The organism is Thermus sp. FJN-A, from assembly GCF_054655095.1.
Genome location: NZ_BAAHSC010000164.1, coordinates 12,595 through 27,336, shown reverse-complemented (window position 1 = coordinate 27,336; position 14,742 = coordinate 12,595). Strand labels below are relative to the sequence as shown.

The window sequence follows — 14,742 nt, the reverse complement described above, 5'->3', positions numbered from 1 at the left end:
GTGGGTGTGGATGAAGCGGCTTATGGGCATTTTCGGGGTCTTCCTTCTGGTTCTCCCCTGGGCCATGGCCCAGGAGCGGGGGGTAGGTCCGGACACCATCCGCCTGGGCATGATCGCGGCCATGACCGGGCCGGTAGCCACCATCGGCGTGCCCCTCTTCCGGGGGATGGACGCCTACTTCCGCTGGCTGAACGCCCAGGGGGGCATCCATGGCAGGCGGGTGGAGCTCCTCATTGAGGACGACCAGTACCTGCCGGCCAACACGGTGGCTGTGGCCCGGAAGTTGGTGGAGCGGGATCAGGTGTTCGCCTTGGTGCGTACCCTGGGCACACCCACCACCGCCGCCATCATGGACTACGTCACCCAGCAGCGGGTGCCCCTTGTGGGCATCGCCTCCGGCGCTTCCCTTTGGCTACGCCCCTTCCGTGAGTACATCTTCGGAATCCAGCCCACCTACACCACGGAGGGAAAGCTCATGGCCCGCTATGCCGTGGAGGAGCTCGGGGCACGGCGGATAGCCGTCTTCTACCAAAACGATGCCTTCGGCAAGGAGGGGATGGAGGCCTTTACCAGGGTTCTTAGGGAACGGTACCGGCTCGAGCCGGTGGCCCTTGTGCCCTACGAAGCCGCGGACCGGGACTTCAGCGCCCATGCCCTGGCCCTGCGGAGGGCTAACCCCGACCTGGTCTTCGTGTACGCCATCGTGGTTCCCGCCAGCTCCCTTCTCCGGGAGGCGCAACGCATCGGGCTGAGGCCCAAGTGGCTCATGACCTACGTCCTTGCTGACCCTGTGTTGCTCCAGCTGGCGGGGCCCGCGGCCGAGGGGATTTACGCCGGAGCCTGGCTGGTGGATCCGGCTACGGCCCCCGAGGCGGAAACGTATCGTCAGGCCTTGCGCCGCTACTACCCGGGGGAGGAGCCCGGAGGGTATTCCCTTTCTTCCTGGGCCACGGGGGAGGTGGTGGCGGAGGCCTTGCGGCGGGCCGGCCGGAACCTTCAGCGGCGCGGTTTCCTCCTCGCCTTGGAAACCCTAAAGGGGTTTACCACGGGCCTTACCCCAGCGCTAGAGTATTCGCCCACCGACCACGAGGGGATCAAGCAGATCGCCATCGTTCGGGCGGAGCGGGGGCGTTGGGTTACGGTAAAGCCCTTCTTCGGAGAGGGGAGGTGAGGCGGAATGCCTTTTGTGGAACTTTCCACGGGGATCAGGATGCATTACAGGGATTGTGGCAAGGGTAGGCCCATCCTCTTTGTCCCGGGTTACAGCGCCACCGTGGATACCTGGAATTACCAGGTCCTGGCGTTGGCCGACCGGTTTCGTTGCGTGGCCGTGGACCTGCGTGGCCACGGGGACTCGGACAAGCCCCTCTCGGCCTACACCTACGAGGAGATGTGCCAGGACCTTAAGGCCTTCGTGGAGGCCCTGGATTTGCGGGACGTGGTGTTCGTGGGGTGGTCCATGGGTAGCGGCGTGGGCCTTAAGTATGTGGCGGAGTTCAACGGGGACAAGCGGGTGGCCAAGCTGGTCATGGTCGCCCCGGCCACGCCGCGGTTTTTGGCCACGGACACCGAGCCCTACGGGATGACCCTCGAGGAGGCCCAGGCGGCCTTGGAGGGCATACGGGTGGCCCTGCCCGAGGTGATGGCCGCCTTCGCCGGGAGAAACTTTAAGCGCCAGGACATGGAGGCCACCAAGACCTGGATGCTCTATGGGCACTGGCTTCGCATGCCCGCCTACGTGGGTTACCGCTACTTCCGCACCCTCATCACCGAGGATTTAAGGGACCTGCTCCCCAAGGTGGACCTTCCCGTCCTCATTTGCCACAGCCGCGAGGACCAGGTCTGCCACTACGGCTGGGTGGAGTACATGGCGGCCCGCTTGAAGGACTGCCGGGTGGTTTGGTTCGAAGGGAGCGGCCATGCGCTGATGCTGGAGGAGCCGGACCGATTCTCCCAGGTCCTGGCGGAATTTGCGGGGGGATGAGGGCACCCCTGGCCCGGGCCAGGGGAGGCCCGTACCGGGCCTAGGTCTGGGCGGAGGAAACGGGCATGGTGAAGGCTGATTTTGCCCTGGTTCGCGCACGCATCTACACCCTGGACCCCAGGATGCCGAGGGCGGAGGGGTTGGCCGCCTGGCGCGGGAGGATCCTGGCTCTCGGCTCCGAGGACCAGCTCAAAGACCTCATCGGGCCGGGGACGGAGGTATTGGAGGCCGGAGGAAGGCCGGTCTTCCCCGGTTTCCACGATGCCCATTGCCATATCCTGCTCTTTGGCCTCAGCCTTTTGGAGGTGAACCTCAAGGGTGTGGTCTCCCTCGAACAGGTGCGGGCGGCCGTGGCCGACCGGGCCCGGTCCCTGCCTGCAGGCCGGTGGATTAGGGGGGGAGGGTACAACGAAAACCTTTTGGCGGAGCGTCGGCATCCGACCCGGTGGGAGCTAGACGCGGCCGCCCCCGAGCACCCGGTGTGGCTGAGCCACGTCTCCGGCCACATGGGGGTGGCCAACTCCCACGCCTTGGCCCTGGCCGGCATTGGGCGGGATACCCCCGATCCTCCCGGGGGGAGGATCGTGCGGGACGAGCTCGGGGAGCCCACGGGGCTCCTGTTGGAAACGGCCCAGGAGCTCATCAAGCGCGTTCTGCCCCCCTATTCCCCGCAAGAGCTGAAGGAGGCGCTTAGCCTGGCCGGCAGCCGCATGGCGGCTGAGGGGATCACCGCCGCACAGGACGCCTGGGCTGGTTGGATCGCACCCCAGGAGTTCCGGGCCTACCAGGAGGCGGTGGAGGAGGGTGGGCTGCCCCAGCGCGTGTGGTTGCTGGTGGACGCCCGGAGCCTCCAAGGCGATTACCGGGGGGCCTTTTTTGGGTTGCGCACCCGCTTCGGCGGGGAGCGGCTCCGGCTCGGGGCGGTGAAGTTCTTTGCGGACGGTTCCCTCATCGGCAGGACGGCGGCCCTGTCCCAGCCCTACGCCGACCCACCGGGGGCTCTGGGGCTTCTCACCTACGAGCCTGCGGTTCTGAAGGAGGAGGTGCGAAAGGCCCACGAGGCGGGTTGGCAGGTGGCGGTGCACGCCATCGGGGACCGGGCTATCGAGATCACCCTGGAGGCCTTTGCCGAGGCCCTGGGCCCTCAAGCCCCCCGGTACCGGCCTCGAGTGGAGCACGCGGGGCTTTTGCGGCCCGACCTCATGGAGAAGGTCCGGCGGGTGGGGGCGGTGGTGGTTACGCAGCCCCGCTTCGTCTACGAGTTGGGCGATGGCTTCAGGGAGGCGCTGGGGGAGGAACGGCTCCGATGGGTATATCCGCTGCGTAGCCTGGAGGGAGTCGCCCTTGCCTTTAGCTCGGACCGGCCCGTGGTAGAGGGGGCCCCGCTCTTGGGCCTGGAGGCGGCCCTCAACCGGAGAACGGCCCTAGGGATCCCTTTGGCCCCGGAGGAGGCCATGGGCTTGGAGCCGGCCTTGCAGGCCTACACCCTTGGGGGGGCCTATGCGGCCTTCAGCGAGGGGGAGCTGGGTAGCCTCACGGTGGGCAAGTGGTGCGATTTCGTGGTCCTCGAGGAGGATCCCTTTCTCGTATCCCCTGCCGAAATCGGCGGCATCGGGGTGTGGGCGACGGTGGTGGGTGGAAGGACGGTCTTCGGCCCCCGGGATCTTGGGTCTTGACACCCGCTTGTCGCGCTATAAGAGGTGCAGAAGGAAGGAGAAGGGAGGTTAAGGTTAAGGTTATGGCACGGCTAAGCTTGCTCCTTTTTTCGTGGCTCTTCTTCGTCTTCGCCTTGGCCCAGAGGCCCTCGGAGATCAAGGTGGGAATCGTCACCTTCCTCTCGGGTCCGGCCTCGGTTTTCGGTATCCCCGCCAAAAACGCCGCGGACCTCCTGATCGACCAGTGGAACCGGGCGGGCGGCATCGCGGGCGTGCGCGTCCGCCCTGTGGTGGTGGACGAGGCCGGGGGGGCGGAGAAGCAGGTGGCGGAGCTGCGCCGGCTGGTGCTGGAGGAGCGGGTGGACCTGGTGATCGGGTACATCTCCAGCGCGGACTGCCTGGCGGTGGCTCCCGTGGCGGAGGAACTGAAGGTTCCCCTCATCCTCTTTGACTGTGGGACGCCCCAGATCTTTGAGGAGCGGCGCTATGCCTATGTGTTCCGCACCGCCGCCCACGCCGCCTTGGACAGCGTGGCCGCCGCCCTTTACGTCCTCAAGACCAACCCGAACCTGCGCACGATCGCCGGGATAAATCAGGACTACGCCTGGGGGCGGGACTCTTGGGAGCTTTTCAAGGGGACCATCCTGGCCTTGAAGCCGGACGTCCGGGTGGTGGCGGAGCTTTGGCCTAGGCTTTACGCGGGCGAGTACTCCACGGAGATTTCCCGCCTTCTTTCCTTGCGTCCCGAGGTGATCCACTCCAGCTTCTGGGGCGGTGACCTGGTGAGCTTTGTCCGGCAGGGCCTGGGCCGCGGGCTCTTCGGGCGGAGCCGCGTGGTCCTGACCGCGGGCGAACACATGCTCCAGGAATTGGGGCGCAGCTTGCCCAGCGGGGTTATCATCGGGGCCAGGGGAGACCACTGGTTCCTGCACCCCACGGCCAAGGACGATCCCGCCCATAGGGCCTTTGTGGAGGAGTACTGGCGCCGCTTTAACCGCTACCCGGTGTACCCCTCCTACCACATGACGCAGGCCTTGCTCGCCATGCGGGCCGGTTATGAGCGGGCCTTGCGGGGCACGGGAGGGCGCTGGCCCACGCGGGAAGAGTTCGCCCAGGCCCTGGTGGGGCTGGAGGTCAAGACCTTCACGGGGAGCATCCGCATCCGGGAGGACCACCAGGCGGTGGAGGACGCCCTCTACGGGGTCACCGCGCACACGCCCCAGTATCCCTTTGCCGTCCTGGAGAGGATGATTCTCTTCCCCAAGGAGCTGGTGAACCCTCCCGTGGGGCTTAGGTCGGCAGACTGGGTCAAGACCCTGCGGCCCGAGGTCCTCCGCCAGGTTCCGGATCCGCGATGATCCTCCTTGGCCTTTTGGACGGGCTGGTCTACGGGAGCCTCCTCTTCCTCGTGGCCGTGGGGCTCACCTTGGTCTTCGGGGTCTTGCGCATCCTCAACATCGCCCACGGGAGCTTTTATGCTCTGGGAGCCTATTTGGCCGTGGTCTTAGGGCTTTGGGCGGGGCAAGGGAACCCGTGGTGGAGCTACCCTGCCCTTTTCCTGGCCGCCGTGGTGGTGGGGGGGGTACTGGGGCCCTTGGTGGAACGCTTCCTTCTGCGCTGGGCATACCCGCGCCCAGAGGTTCTCCAGCTCCTCATCACCTTCTCCCTCTTCCTCATTCTAGAGGACTTGCAGAAGCTTGCCTTTGGGGTCCAGCCCTACTTCCTGGACAGCCCCTTGCAGCTCTTGGGGACGTTGGAGGTGGGGGGGGTTCCCTACGCCCGGTACCAGCTCCTCTTGATCCTCCTGGCGGTAGGGGTCTTCCTGGGCCTGCGCTTCCTCCTGCGGGGAACCCCCTTGGGCAAGCTCCTCCTGGCGGTGGTGGCCGACCGGGAGATGGCCCAGGCCCTGGGGGTGGACGTGAGCCGGGTGTACCTCTTGGCCTTCAGCCTGGGTACCGGTCTGGCCGCCTTGGGCGGAGCCCTGGCCTCCCCCACGGTCACCATCGCCCCGGGGCTGGGGGCGGAGGTCATCGTGCTCTCCTTCGCCGTGGTGGCCGTGGGGGGGCTGGGGCAGGTGGAGGGGGCGGCCTTAGGGGCCTTGCTCATCGGCTTGGGGCGTTCCCTGGCGGTCTACGTTCTGCCCGAGCTGGACGTGGTGGTGCCCTACCTGGTGATGGTCCTCGTCCTCCTCTTCCGACCGGTAGGGCTTTTTGGCGCGGTGGAGGTGCGGCGCCTATGAGGCGGACGGTGCTGGTGGGTGGGCTTTTGGGGGTAGCCCTCCTCCCCCTTCTTTTTCCCTGGCTGGGTTTTGTCCTCACCTTGGCCTTGGCCAAGGGGCTGGCCGCCTTGGGCATTGCCCTCTTGCTCCGCGCCGGCCTGGTCTCCTTCGGCCACGGGCTCTTCTACGGGGCGGGGGCGTATGCGGTCGCCTTTGCCACAAGGGGAGGGCTTGGGGAGGGGTTGGTCCTCCTCCTCGTGGCCTTGGGAATCGGCCTGGCTTTGGGTCTGCTGGTGGGCCTCTTCGTGAGCCGCTACCGCGGGATCTTCTTCGCCATGCTGAACCTAGCCCTCTCCATGGTGTTCTATGCCCTGCTGGCCAAGTTCTACCACCTCACCGGGGGCACGGACGGCCTCCGGGTGCCCACCCCTGCCCTGGGGGGCCTGGCCCTGGAGCGCGCCCTCTTCGGGGAAGCCCTCTTTTACCTGGCCCTGGGCCTCGCCCTGGCCCTGGGAATGGCCGTGGACCGCTTCCTGCGCACCCCCATGGGGGAAGCCCTGGCCGCGGTCCGCACCAACGAGGTACGCCTGGAGTACCTGGGCATCTCCGTGCAGCGGGTCCTCCTCCTGGCCTATGTCCTTTCGGCGGGTCTGGCGGGGCTGGGGGGTGGCCTGGCGGCCTTGGCCGTGGGGCACGTGGTTCCCGAACTCGCCTACTGGGTGGCCTCAGGAGAGTTCGTGTACATCGCCATCCTGGGGGGAATAGGGGGGGTTCCGGGCCCGTTCCTGGGGGCCACGGCCTATGAGCTCATCCGCACCTTCGCCTTCAAGTACCTGACCTTTACCTGGCAGCTCCTCCTGGGGGGGACCATGCTCCTGGTGATCTTCTTCCTGCCCGGGGGGCTTTGGGCCTTGCTGGGGGAAAGGAGGCGCCGTGTCCCCGTTGCTTGAGGCCGTGGACCTCCACATCCGCTTCGGAGGGGTGGTGGCGGCGGCGGGCATCCACCTGCGGGTCTTCCCGGGGGAGCTCTTGGCCATCATCGGCCCCAACGGGGCGGGCAAGACCACCTTCCTCAACCTGTGCACCGGCTACCTGCGGCCGCAAAGGGGGAAGGTCTACCTGGAGGGCCGGGAGATCACGGGCCTGCCTCCCCGGGCCATCGCCCGCCTGGGGGTGGCCCGGGCCTTCCAGGTGCCCCAGCTCTTCGCCGCCCACACGGTGGAGGAAAACCTCCTCCTGGCCCTCGCGGCGCGGGAGGGCTTCTGGAGCTGGGCCCCCTTGCGGCTTCGCCATCGGTTGGAGGAGGGGCAAAGGCTCCTGCGGCTTCTGGAGCTAGCGGCCTTGGGGGGGGTGCCCGTGGAAGAGGCTCCGGAAGGGGTGCGGAAGCTGCTGGACGTGGCCATGGCCTTGGCCCTAAGGCCCCGGCTTTTGCTCCTGGACGAGCCCACGAGCGGGGTTTCCAGCGAGGAGAAGTTCCGGGTCATGGACACCCTGGTCCAGGCCCTGCGGGCCCAGGGCGTCACCGCCGTGTTCGTGGAGCACGACATGGAGGTGGTCCGGCGCTATGCCGACCGGGTGGCGGTGTGGGCGGAGGGGCGGATCCTGGCGGAGGGGGCTCCCGGGCAGGTGCTGCGGGACCCTGAGGTCCTGGCCAGCGTGGTGGGGGTGGAGGAATGAGCCTTCGGGCCGAAGGCCTGCGGGTGGTCCTCCAGGGGTTCGAGGTCCTTAGGGGTGTGAGCCTGACGGTGGGGCCCCGGGAGGCCGTGGCCCTGGTGGGCCGGAACGGGGCGGGCAAGACCACCACCCTGCGTAGCCTGATGGGCCTTTTGCCCCTAAAGGAGGGCCGGATTCTCCTGGATGGCCTACACCTGGAGTCCCTTCCCCCGCACCGCCGGGCCGCCCTTGGGCTGGGGTACGCTCCTGAAGACCGGAGGTTGGTGGGCCACTTGAGCGTGGAGGACAACCTGCTCTTGCCCGCCTGGGCCCTGCGCCTGCCCCCTGCCGAGGCCGGGGCGAGGCTGGAGGAGGTCTATGCGCTGTTGCCCGAGCTGCGCCGCCTGCGGGGCCGTGCTGCGGGGGCGCTTTCCGGGGGCGAAGGGAAGATGGTGGCCCTGGGCCGGGCCCTCATGGTGGGCAGAAGGGTGGTCCTCCTGGACGAGCCCTTCCAGGGCTTGGCACCGGCCCTGGCCCAGCGGTATGCGGAGACCTTGGCGAGGGTTCGGAAGGAGAAGGGGGAGGTGGCCTTTCTCATCACGGAGTCCAACCCCCGGCTCCTGAGGGGGGTGGCCGACCGGTTCTACGGGATCGAGCGGGGTAGCGTGGTGGAGGTGGAAGGATGAAGGTCAAGGCGGCGGTTCTTTCGGAGATGGGGAAGCCCAGGCCCTACCGGGCCTCCCGGCCCCTGGAGGTCTTGGAGGTGGAGCTGGAGGGGCCGGGTCCTGGGGAGGTCCTGGTGGAGATTAGGGCCGCGGGGCTCTGCCACTCGGACCTTTCCGCCATAGACGGCACGCGGCCCTGGCCCCTGCCCATGGTCTTGGGCCACGAGGCGGCCGGGGTCGTGCGGGCCCTGGGGCCTGGGGTAAGGGGGTTGGCGGAAGGGGACCACGTGGTCTTTTCCTTCGTGCCCATGTGCGGCACCTGCCGTTACTGCGCCTCGGGCAGGCCCCACCTGTGCGAGCGGGGGGTCCAGGCCAACCGGGAGGGGCGCCTCCTCACGGGAGCCCGCCGGTTTTACCTGGAGGGGAAACCTCTGCACCACCACCTGGGCGTGGCCGCCTTCAGCCAGTACACGGTGGCCGCCCAGGAATCCCTGGTGCCGATTCCCCCGGATGTGCCCTTGGAAAGGGCGGCCCTTTTCGGCTGCGCCATCGCCACCGGGGTGGGGGCGGTGGTGAACACGGCCAAGGTGGAGGAGGGTTCCAGCGTGGTCGTCTTCGGCCTAGGGGGCGTGGGGCTGGCGGCGGTGATGGGGGCTGTCCTGGCGGGAGCCTATCCCATCGTGGCCGTGGACCTTCTGCCCGCCAAGGTGGAGCTGGCCCAGGCCTTGGGGGCGACCCACGGGGTGGTGGCGGGGGAAGGCGATGCGGCGGAGGCCGTGCGGGAACTCACCGGGGGTGGGGCCGACTACGCCTTTGAGACGGCGGGGTCCGTGGAGGCCATGCTTCTCGCTTACCGGGCCACCCGGCGGGGTGGGGTGACGGTGACGGTGGGCCTGCCCCATCCGGAGAAGGTTCTCAGCCTTCCCGCCGTGAGCCTCACCGCCGAGGAGCGAACCCTCAAGGGCAGCTATATGGGCTCTTCCAACCCACGGCGGGACCTTCCCCGTTTTTTGGCCTTGCACCGGGCAGGGCGTCTTCCGGTGGAGCGGTTGCTGACGGGGACCCTGCCCCTAGAGGCCATCAACGAGGGGTTTGACCGCTTGGCCCAGGGGGAGGCGGTGCGCCAGATCGTGATCCCCTAAGGGGCGGCCAGGGCCGCGCGGGGGTAGCCTGAGAAGGCAGGAGGTGGCCATGGCGGAGGTGCTGGGGATGGCGGTGCCCACGGAGGCCCTGATCGGGGGGGTGTGGCGGCGCCTGGAGCGGAGGTTTCCCGTGGTCTCCCCGGCCACGGGGGAGGTGGTGGCGGAGGTCGCGGACTGCGGGGAGGAGGAGGCGCGGGAGGCTTTGGAGGAGGCGGTCTCGGCCTTCCCCGCCTGGAGCCGGGCCACGGCCTACGAGAGGGCCCAGGTTCTGAGGCGCTGGTACGAGCGCATCCTGGAGCACAAGGAGCCCCTCGCCCGGCTCATGGCCCTGGAGATGGGGAAGCCCCTCAAGGAGGGAAGGGGAGAGGTGGCCTACGCCGCGGGGTTTGTGGAGTGGTACGCGGAGGAGGCCAAGCGCATCTACGGGGAAATGGTGCCCTCCCAGTTCCCTCACAAGCGGATCCTGGTGCGCTACGAGCCCGTGGGGCCGGTCTACGGCATCACCCCCTGGAACTTTCCCGCGGCCATGGTGACGCGCAAGGTGGCCCCGGCCTTGGCGGCGGGGTGCACCTTCGTTCTGAAGCCCGCGGAGGAAAGCCCGCTTACGGCCCTCTACCTGGCCAAGCTCTTCCTGGAGGCGGGGGGGCCTCCTGGGGTCTTCCAGGTGCTGCCCACCTCCAGGCCCGCCGAGGTCTCCCGGCCCTTCCTGGAGGACGAGAGGATCCGCAAGCTCACCTTCACCGGGAGCACCGAGGTGGGGGTGAGGCTCTACGAGCAGGCGGCCAAGACCTTGAAGCGGGTTTCCCTGGAGCTTGGGGGCGGGGCCCCCGTTTTGGTCTTCGCCGACGCGGATTTGGAGCGGGTGGTGGAGGAGACCTTAAGGGCCAAGTTCCGCAACGCCGGGGAGTCCTGCGTGGCGGCGAACCGCATCTTCGTGGAGGCCCCCATCGCGGAGGCCTTCGCCGAGGCCTATGCCCGGAGGGTCCAGACCCTCAAGGTGGGGGACCCCCTTTCCGAGGAGACGGACATCGGCCCCCTGGTGAACGAGGCGGCCCTTGGGAAGGTGCGGGCCCACGTGGAGGACGCCCTGGGCCGCGGGGCCAGGCTCGTGGCGGGCGGGGCGGCCAAGGGGCTTTACTTCGCTCCCACGGTGCTTTTGGACGTGAGGCCGGAAAGCCTCCTTTTCCGGGAGGAGACCTTTGGGCCAGTGGCCCCCCTCACCGTCTTCCGGGAGGAGGCGGAGGCGGTGCGGTGGGCGAACGGCTTCCCGGTGGGGCTTGCCGCCTACGTGTTTACCCGGGACCTCTCCCGGGCCTTCCGGGTGGCGGAGGCCTTGGCGTACGGAATCGTGGGGGTGAACGACGGGGTGCCCTCCACCCCCCAGGCCCCCTTCGGGGGGGTGAAGCGGTCAGGCCTGGGCCGGGAGGGGGGGAAGTGGGGGCTACGGGAGTACCTGGAGGTAAAGTACGTGTCCCTAGGCCTTTAGGGCGAGGTAAAGGGCGGCCGTCCAGGAGAAACCCCGGCCCCCCAGCCCTTCCCCGGTGAGGGGATCGTAGTACTCCCGGAACCCCTGCCCTTCCACCAGCTCCAGGAGATGGCTCTCCAGGAGATGGGCTTCCCTCTCCAGCCCGTGGCGCCTGAACCCCTGGGCCAGGAGGTAGTTCACGGGGGCCCAAACGGGGCCCCGCCAGTAGCGGCGGGCCTCGAAGGCGGGGTCACGGGGGGGTACGGTGGGCAGGAGGTGGCGTGCTCCCTGGGTGAAGTGCGCCATCTTCTGGTGGAGCCTGACCACACGCGCCTGGGGAAGGGGTAGGAGAAGGGGTAGGAGCCCCGAGGCGGTATCCTGGGCGATGGCTTCCCCTCGGCGCAGATCCCAGGATCGGTAGAGGCCGGCCCCCTCGTCCCACAGGCTTTCCAAAGCTTTCAGGCCCCGTTCCAACCAGGCTCCGGGCTCCTGGGGATCCTCTCCCAGAGCCTGGGCCAAGCGCATTAGGGCTTCGTCCCCGTAGAGGAGGAGGGCGTTGAACCCCACGTCCGCCACCAGGAAGGGGGCCTCCCTGTAGGAGGCTTCCGGGTCGTACCCTAGCTTGCGGTAGTGGAGGAGCAGGTACAGGTAACGGCGGTAATCCTCCGCCCGGGGGCGCTCACTGGGCGGTACGTGCTCCAAGTCCCGGCGGCGGAAGGGGGGGAGGGGGCCTTGGGGGACCTGGGCCAGGGCCAGGTCCCAGGCGGGGCTGTTGTCCATCCCCGTTTCCCAGGGGTGGAGCACGGCCACGAGCCCGGTCCCTTGGGGGTCACGGTGGTGGTGGAGGAAGCGGTGGAAGGCGAGGAGTTTGGGGTAAAGCCCTCGAGCCTCTTCCAGGGCTCGAGGCCTGTCGGGGTCCGCGGCCAGGAGGTGGAGGACCACGGGAGCGAGGAAGGGAGGCTGGGTCAGGCCGGAGGTTTGCGGCCTGCGGTCCACCCCCCAGACCTCCGGCCCGGGGAAGTAGCTCGGGGCCTCCCGATGGAACACGATGTGGGGCAGGAAGCCGTTTTCCCACTGGCCGAGGAAAAGGGTCTTGAGCTCCAGCCAGGCCCGCTCCGGAGCAAAGGTGGCCCAGCCCAGGGCGGTAAAGCCGCTATCCCAAAGCCACTGGAAGGGATAGAGCCCCTCGGCCGGGATGGTGTATCCCCCGCGGTCGTTCTGGCGAAGGAGGGTGCGCGCGGCCTCAAGCATGGGGGACCTCCTTGAGGGCCCTGCCGGTGGCGGGATCAAAGAAGCGGAGACGCTCCGGGTGGGCCCGGAGCCAGACTTCCTCACCCGGTTGCCACGCGGGCTCGGGGGGCAGGGTGGCCTTCAGGGGGTTTCCGAAGGCCTCCAGGGTGACCAGTTGGTGGGGCCCCAAGGGCTCCACCACCTGCACCACGGCAGGGAAGGCCTCGGGGTGGCCTGGGGGGAGGACCTCGAGGTCCTCGGGCCTTATGCCCACGAGGACCTCCCCCACGGGGGGAAGGGGCCGCCCGCCGAGGCGGATCCCCTCCCCTTCTACCCGGAGGCGGAGGAGGTTCATGGGGGGGTGGCCCAGGAAGCTGGCCACAAAGACGTGGGCGGGATTGCGGTAAACCTCCAGGGGAGGCCCCTGCTGGAGGATCTCCCCGCCCTGCATCACGGCGATGCGGTCGGCGAGGCCCATGGCCTCCACCTGGTCGTGGGTCACGTAGAGGGTCGTCATGCCGAGCCGCTTGACCAAGGCCTTGAGTTCGGCCCGGAGCTCCAAGCGGAGCAGGGCGTCCAGGTTGGAAAGGGGCTCGTCCATGAGGAGGACCTGGGGCTCCACCGCCAGGGCCCGGGCCACGGCTACCCGTTGCCGCTGGCCCCCGGAGAGCTGGGCCGGGTATCGGGGAAGAAGCTCTTGGATCCTGAGAAGGGCCGCCACCTGCTCCACCCGCCTTCTCACCTCCTCCTGGGGAACCTTGCGCATCCTGAGGCCGAAGGCCACGTTCTCGTATACGGTGAGGTGGGGGAAGACGGCGTAGTTTTGGAAGACCATGGCCAGGCCTCGAGCCCGGGGGGGCAGGTGGGTTACCTCCTTGTCCCCCAGGAAGACCTGGCCCCGGTCCGGCCACTCCAGGCCGGCGATCACCCGGAGGAGGGTGGTTTTCCCGCAACCGGAGGGGCCGAGGAGGACCAGCACCTCCCCCTCGGCCACCTCCAGGTCCACACCCTTGAGGACCTGGGTGGCCCCGAAGCGCTTCTCAATGGCTCGCACCCGGATTCCAGCCATGATGCCTCCTCAGCGGTTCATCACGCCCCATAGGGCGAGGAGCCTGCGCCGCACCAGGAAGATGAAGACCAGGGCGGGGATCACCAGGAAAAACCCCCCGGCGAAGCGGAAGTAAAGGGGGGACTCGTGCAACAGGGTGAGCAGCAGGGCGGTGAGGGTCCTCTCCCTTAGGGTCAGCAGGGTGGCCGCGAAGACCTCGTTCCAGGAGACGATGAAGGCGAAGATCCCCGTGGCGGCCAGGCCCGGAAGGGCCAAGGGAAGGACCACCTTCAAGAAGGCCTGGGTCTTGGTGCACCCCAAGGTCCAGGCGGCCTCCTCCAGCTCCTTGGGTATGGCGGTGAAGAGGCTGTAGGTCACCAGCACCGCAAAGGGGAGGGCCAGGGCGGTGTGGACCAGGGCCACCCCCAGGGGGGTGTCGTAGAGGCCCCAGCGGATGAAGCGTACCGCCAGGGGAATGGCGAGGATGGCCAAGGGGAAGGCCCGGGTTAGGAGGACGAGGAGGCGGAAGGCGTCGGCGCCCGGGAAGCGGTACCGGGCCAGGGCGTACCCCGCGGGCGCTCCCAGGAGGAGGGCGAGAAGCATGGTGATCAGGGCCACCAAGAAGCTGTTGAGGAAGGCCCTGCTAACCCCGGGCACCTCCAGAAAGCGGCGGAGGATTTCCAAGGTAGGGGGGTCGGGGTACAGGGGCTTGGGGTAGGCGAAGACCGCGCTGCGCTCGGAAAGGGCCAAGACCGCCAGCAGGTAGAGGGGGAGGAGCACCCAGAGGGCGAGGAGGGAGGCGAGCAGGTAAAGGGGTAAGCGGAAGGGCCTCATGCCACCTCCCCGGGGCGTACCCGCAGAAGGCGCAAGTAACCCAGGGTGGCCAGGAAGGAGATCCCCAGGATGAGGACCGCATAGGCCGAGGCCACGTGGGGGTTCTGGTAGGCGGTGTACCAGTAGTAGGCCTCCCCCGCGAGCACCGGGAGGTTCCTCCCCCCCAGGGCGAAGACCACGGCGAAGACCTCAAAGGCCAGGATGGTCCGCAGGATGAGGGCGGTTTGCAGGCTGGGCTTGAGAAGGGGAAGGGTGACCTTGACGAAGCGGCGCCAAGGGGTGGCCCCGAAGACCTCGGCCGCCTCCCCGTACTCCCTGGGGACGAGCTGGAGCCCGGCCACCAGGATCACGAAGACCAAGGGGGTCGCCCGCCACACCTCGGCCACCACCACCGCCAGGAAAAGGCTCAAGGGGGTCTCGTAGCTCAGCCACAGGCGGGGGCCTTCCAGCAGGCCGAGGGACTGGAGAAAGCTGTTGAGGTAGCCGCGGTCCGTGAAAATGGCCAGCCAGAGGATCCCCGCCGCCAGGTCGGAGATGCCCAGGGGGATGGTCCAGAGGTAGAGGAAGAGGTCCTTGCCGCGGGATAGCCCTTGCAGAAGAAGGGCCATGGCCAGGGCCAGGGCGGTCTGGAGGGGAACGATGACGGCGGTGAGGAGAAGGGTGTTCCTGAGGGCATCGCGAAAGTACAGGTCCTGGGCCATGCGCCGGTAGGCCTCGAGGCTCCAGCCCCCTCCCCCTTGGAGGGAGAGGACCAGGGCCTCGAGGACGGGCAGGAGGAAGAGAACGGCGAGGAAGAGGGTGGCGGGCAGGATCAGCAGGTAGGGGGTGAGGGCCTCCCGGCGCACGGT

The 14,742-nt window shown here is 68.3% G+C and carries 14 protein-coding genes; 10 read left to right on the top strand and 4 right to left on the bottom strand.

The features are described 5' to 3' along the window. Window positions 1–10: 10 nt before the first annotated feature. The 10 genes from ACYQ0J_RS01695 (at window position 11) to ACYQ0J_RS01650 (ending at window position 10,803) form a co-directional block, all read left to right on the top strand. Window positions 11–1,171: an ABC transporter substrate-binding protein gene (locus ACYQ0J_RS01695; protein WP_460170461.1), complete on the top strand. Its 1,161-nt coding sequence runs from the start codon at window positions 11–13 to the stop codon at window positions 1,169–1,171. Between the two features lie 6 nt (window positions 1,172–1,177). Next, a complete protein-coding gene (locus ACYQ0J_RS01690; RefSeq protein WP_460170460.1) occupies window positions 1,178–1,984 on the top strand; it encodes an alpha/beta fold hydrolase in 807 nt (268 codons plus the stop codon). 65 nt (window positions 1,985–2,049) lie between these two features. Next, complete coding sequence (locus tag ACYQ0J_RS01685; protein ID WP_460170459.1) at window positions 2,050–3,660, top strand: amidohydrolase; 1,611 nt, start codon at window positions 2,050–2,052, stop codon at window positions 3,658–3,660. A 62-nt stretch (window positions 3,661–3,722) separates the two neighbouring features. After that, window positions 3,723–4,997, top strand: coding sequence for an ABC transporter substrate-binding protein (locus ACYQ0J_RS01680; RefSeq protein ID WP_460170458.1), 1,275 nt, complete (start codon window positions 3,723–3,725; stop codon window positions 4,995–4,997). Further along, complete coding sequence (locus ACYQ0J_RS01675) at window positions 4,994–5,878, top strand: branched-chain amino acid ABC transporter permease (RefSeq protein WP_460170457.1); 885 nt, start codon at window positions 4,994–4,996, stop codon at window positions 5,876–5,878. Before ACYQ0J_RS01680 ends, ACYQ0J_RS01675 begins: the two co-directional genes overlap by 4 nt. Next, entirely contained in the window at window positions 5,875–6,807 is a 933-nt protein-coding gene (locus ACYQ0J_RS01670; protein ID WP_460170456.1) for a branched-chain amino acid ABC transporter permease, read from the top strand. Before ACYQ0J_RS01675 ends, ACYQ0J_RS01670 begins: the two co-directional genes overlap by 4 nt. Next, entirely contained in the window at window positions 6,791–7,534 is a 744-nt protein-coding gene (locus ACYQ0J_RS01665) for an ABC transporter ATP-binding protein (RefSeq protein WP_460170455.1), read from the top strand. Before ACYQ0J_RS01670 ends, ACYQ0J_RS01665 begins: the two co-directional genes overlap by 17 nt. Then, window positions 7,531–8,196, top strand: coding sequence for an ABC transporter ATP-binding protein (locus tag ACYQ0J_RS01660; RefSeq protein ID WP_460170454.1), 666 nt, complete (start codon window positions 7,531–7,533; stop codon window positions 8,194–8,196). Before ACYQ0J_RS01665 ends, ACYQ0J_RS01660 begins: the two co-directional genes overlap by 4 nt. After that, window positions 8,193–9,317 (top strand): zinc-dependent alcohol dehydrogenase family protein, encoded by a 1,125-nt coding sequence (locus ACYQ0J_RS01655; protein ID WP_460170453.1) that lies wholly within the window; start codon window positions 8,193–8,195, stop codon window positions 9,315–9,317. Before ACYQ0J_RS01660 ends, ACYQ0J_RS01655 begins: the two co-directional genes overlap by 4 nt. 49 nt (window positions 9,318–9,366) lie before the next feature. Continuing rightward, on the top strand, window positions 9,367–10,803 hold the full coding sequence (locus tag ACYQ0J_RS01650) for an NAD-dependent succinate-semialdehyde dehydrogenase (RefSeq protein WP_460170452.1): 1,437 nt from the start codon (window positions 9,367–9,369) through the stop codon (window positions 10,801–10,803). Here ACYQ0J_RS01650 and ACYQ0J_RS01645 read toward each other — a convergent pair. From ACYQ0J_RS01645 to ACYQ0J_RS01630, 4 genes are read right to left on the bottom strand one after another with little or no spacing between them, the layout of a single operon-like run. Further along, the gene (locus ACYQ0J_RS01645; protein WP_460170451.1) at window positions 10,792–12,033 is read right to left on the bottom strand and encodes an MGH1-like glycoside hydrolase domain-containing protein; all 1,242 of its coding nucleotides are present in this window, start codon (window positions 12,031–12,033) and stop codon (window positions 10,792–10,794) included. The genes ACYQ0J_RS01650 and ACYQ0J_RS01645 overlap by 12 nt on opposite strands. Further along, window positions 12,026–13,081, bottom strand: a complete 1,056-nt coding sequence (locus tag ACYQ0J_RS01640) for an ABC transporter ATP-binding protein (RefSeq protein ID WP_460170450.1) — start codon at window positions 13,079–13,081, stop codon at window positions 12,026–12,028. The genes ACYQ0J_RS01645 and ACYQ0J_RS01640 overlap by 8 nt, the downstream gene beginning before the upstream one ends. Before the next feature lie 9 nt (window positions 13,082–13,090). Then, on the bottom strand, window positions 13,091–13,894 hold the full coding sequence (locus ACYQ0J_RS01635) for a carbohydrate ABC transporter permease (protein ID WP_460170449.1): 804 nt from the start codon (window positions 13,892–13,894) through the stop codon (window positions 13,091–13,093). Continuing rightward, a complete protein-coding gene (locus ACYQ0J_RS01630) occupies window positions 13,891–14,739 on the bottom strand; it encodes a carbohydrate ABC transporter permease (RefSeq protein ID WP_460170448.1) in 849 nt (282 codons plus the stop codon). Before ACYQ0J_RS01630 ends, ACYQ0J_RS01635 begins: the two co-directional genes overlap by 4 nt. Between the last annotated feature and the right edge of the window lie 3 nt (window positions 14,740–14,742).

What these genes read in the sequence shown, in the direction of transcription:
- ACYQ0J_RS01660 (WP_460170454.1), top strand. Translation starts at nt 7,531, where the DNA reads ATGAGCCTTCGGGCCGAAGGCCTGCGGGTGGTCCTCCAGGGGTTCGAG.
- ACYQ0J_RS01680 (WP_460170458.1), top strand. Translation starts at nt 3,723, where the DNA reads ATGGCACGGCTAAGCTTGCTCCTTTTTTCGTGGCTCTTCTTCGTCTTC.
- ACYQ0J_RS01640 (WP_460170450.1), bottom strand. Translation starts at nt 13,081, where the DNA reads ATGGCTGGAATCCGGGTGCGAGCCATTGAGAAGCGCTTCGGGGCCACC.
- ACYQ0J_RS01655 (WP_460170453.1), top strand. Translation starts at nt 8,193, where the DNA reads ATGAAGGTCAAGGCGGCGGTTCTTTCGGAGATGGGGAAGCCCAGGCCC.
- ACYQ0J_RS01685 (WP_460170459.1), top strand. Translation starts at nt 2,050, where the DNA reads ATGGTGAAGGCTGATTTTGCCCTGGTTCGCGCACGCATCTACACCCTG.
- ACYQ0J_RS01650 (WP_460170452.1), top strand. Translation starts at nt 9,367, where the DNA reads ATGGCGGAGGTGCTGGGGATGGCGGTGCCCACGGAGGCCCTGATCGGG.
- ACYQ0J_RS01695 (WP_460170461.1), top strand. Translation starts at nt 11, where the DNA reads ATGAAGCGGCTTATGGGCATTTTCGGGGTCTTCCTTCTGGTTCTCCCC.
- ACYQ0J_RS01670 (WP_460170456.1), top strand. Translation starts at nt 5,875, where the DNA reads ATGAGGCGGACGGTGCTGGTGGGTGGGCTTTTGGGGGTAGCCCTCCTC.
- ACYQ0J_RS01690 (WP_460170460.1), top strand. Translation starts at nt 1,178, where the DNA reads ATGCCTTTTGTGGAACTTTCCACGGGGATCAGGATGCATTACAGGGAT.
- ACYQ0J_RS01635 (WP_460170449.1), bottom strand. Translation starts at nt 13,894, where the DNA reads ATGAGGCCCTTCCGCTTACCCCTTTACCTGCTCGCCTCCCTCCTCGCC.
- ACYQ0J_RS01675 (WP_460170457.1), top strand. Translation starts at nt 4,994, where the DNA reads ATGATCCTCCTTGGCCTTTTGGACGGGCTGGTCTACGGGAGCCTCCTC.
- ACYQ0J_RS01645 (WP_460170451.1), bottom strand. Translation starts at nt 12,033, where the DNA reads ATGCTTGAGGCCGCGCGCACCCTCCTTCGCCAGAACGACCGCGGGGGA.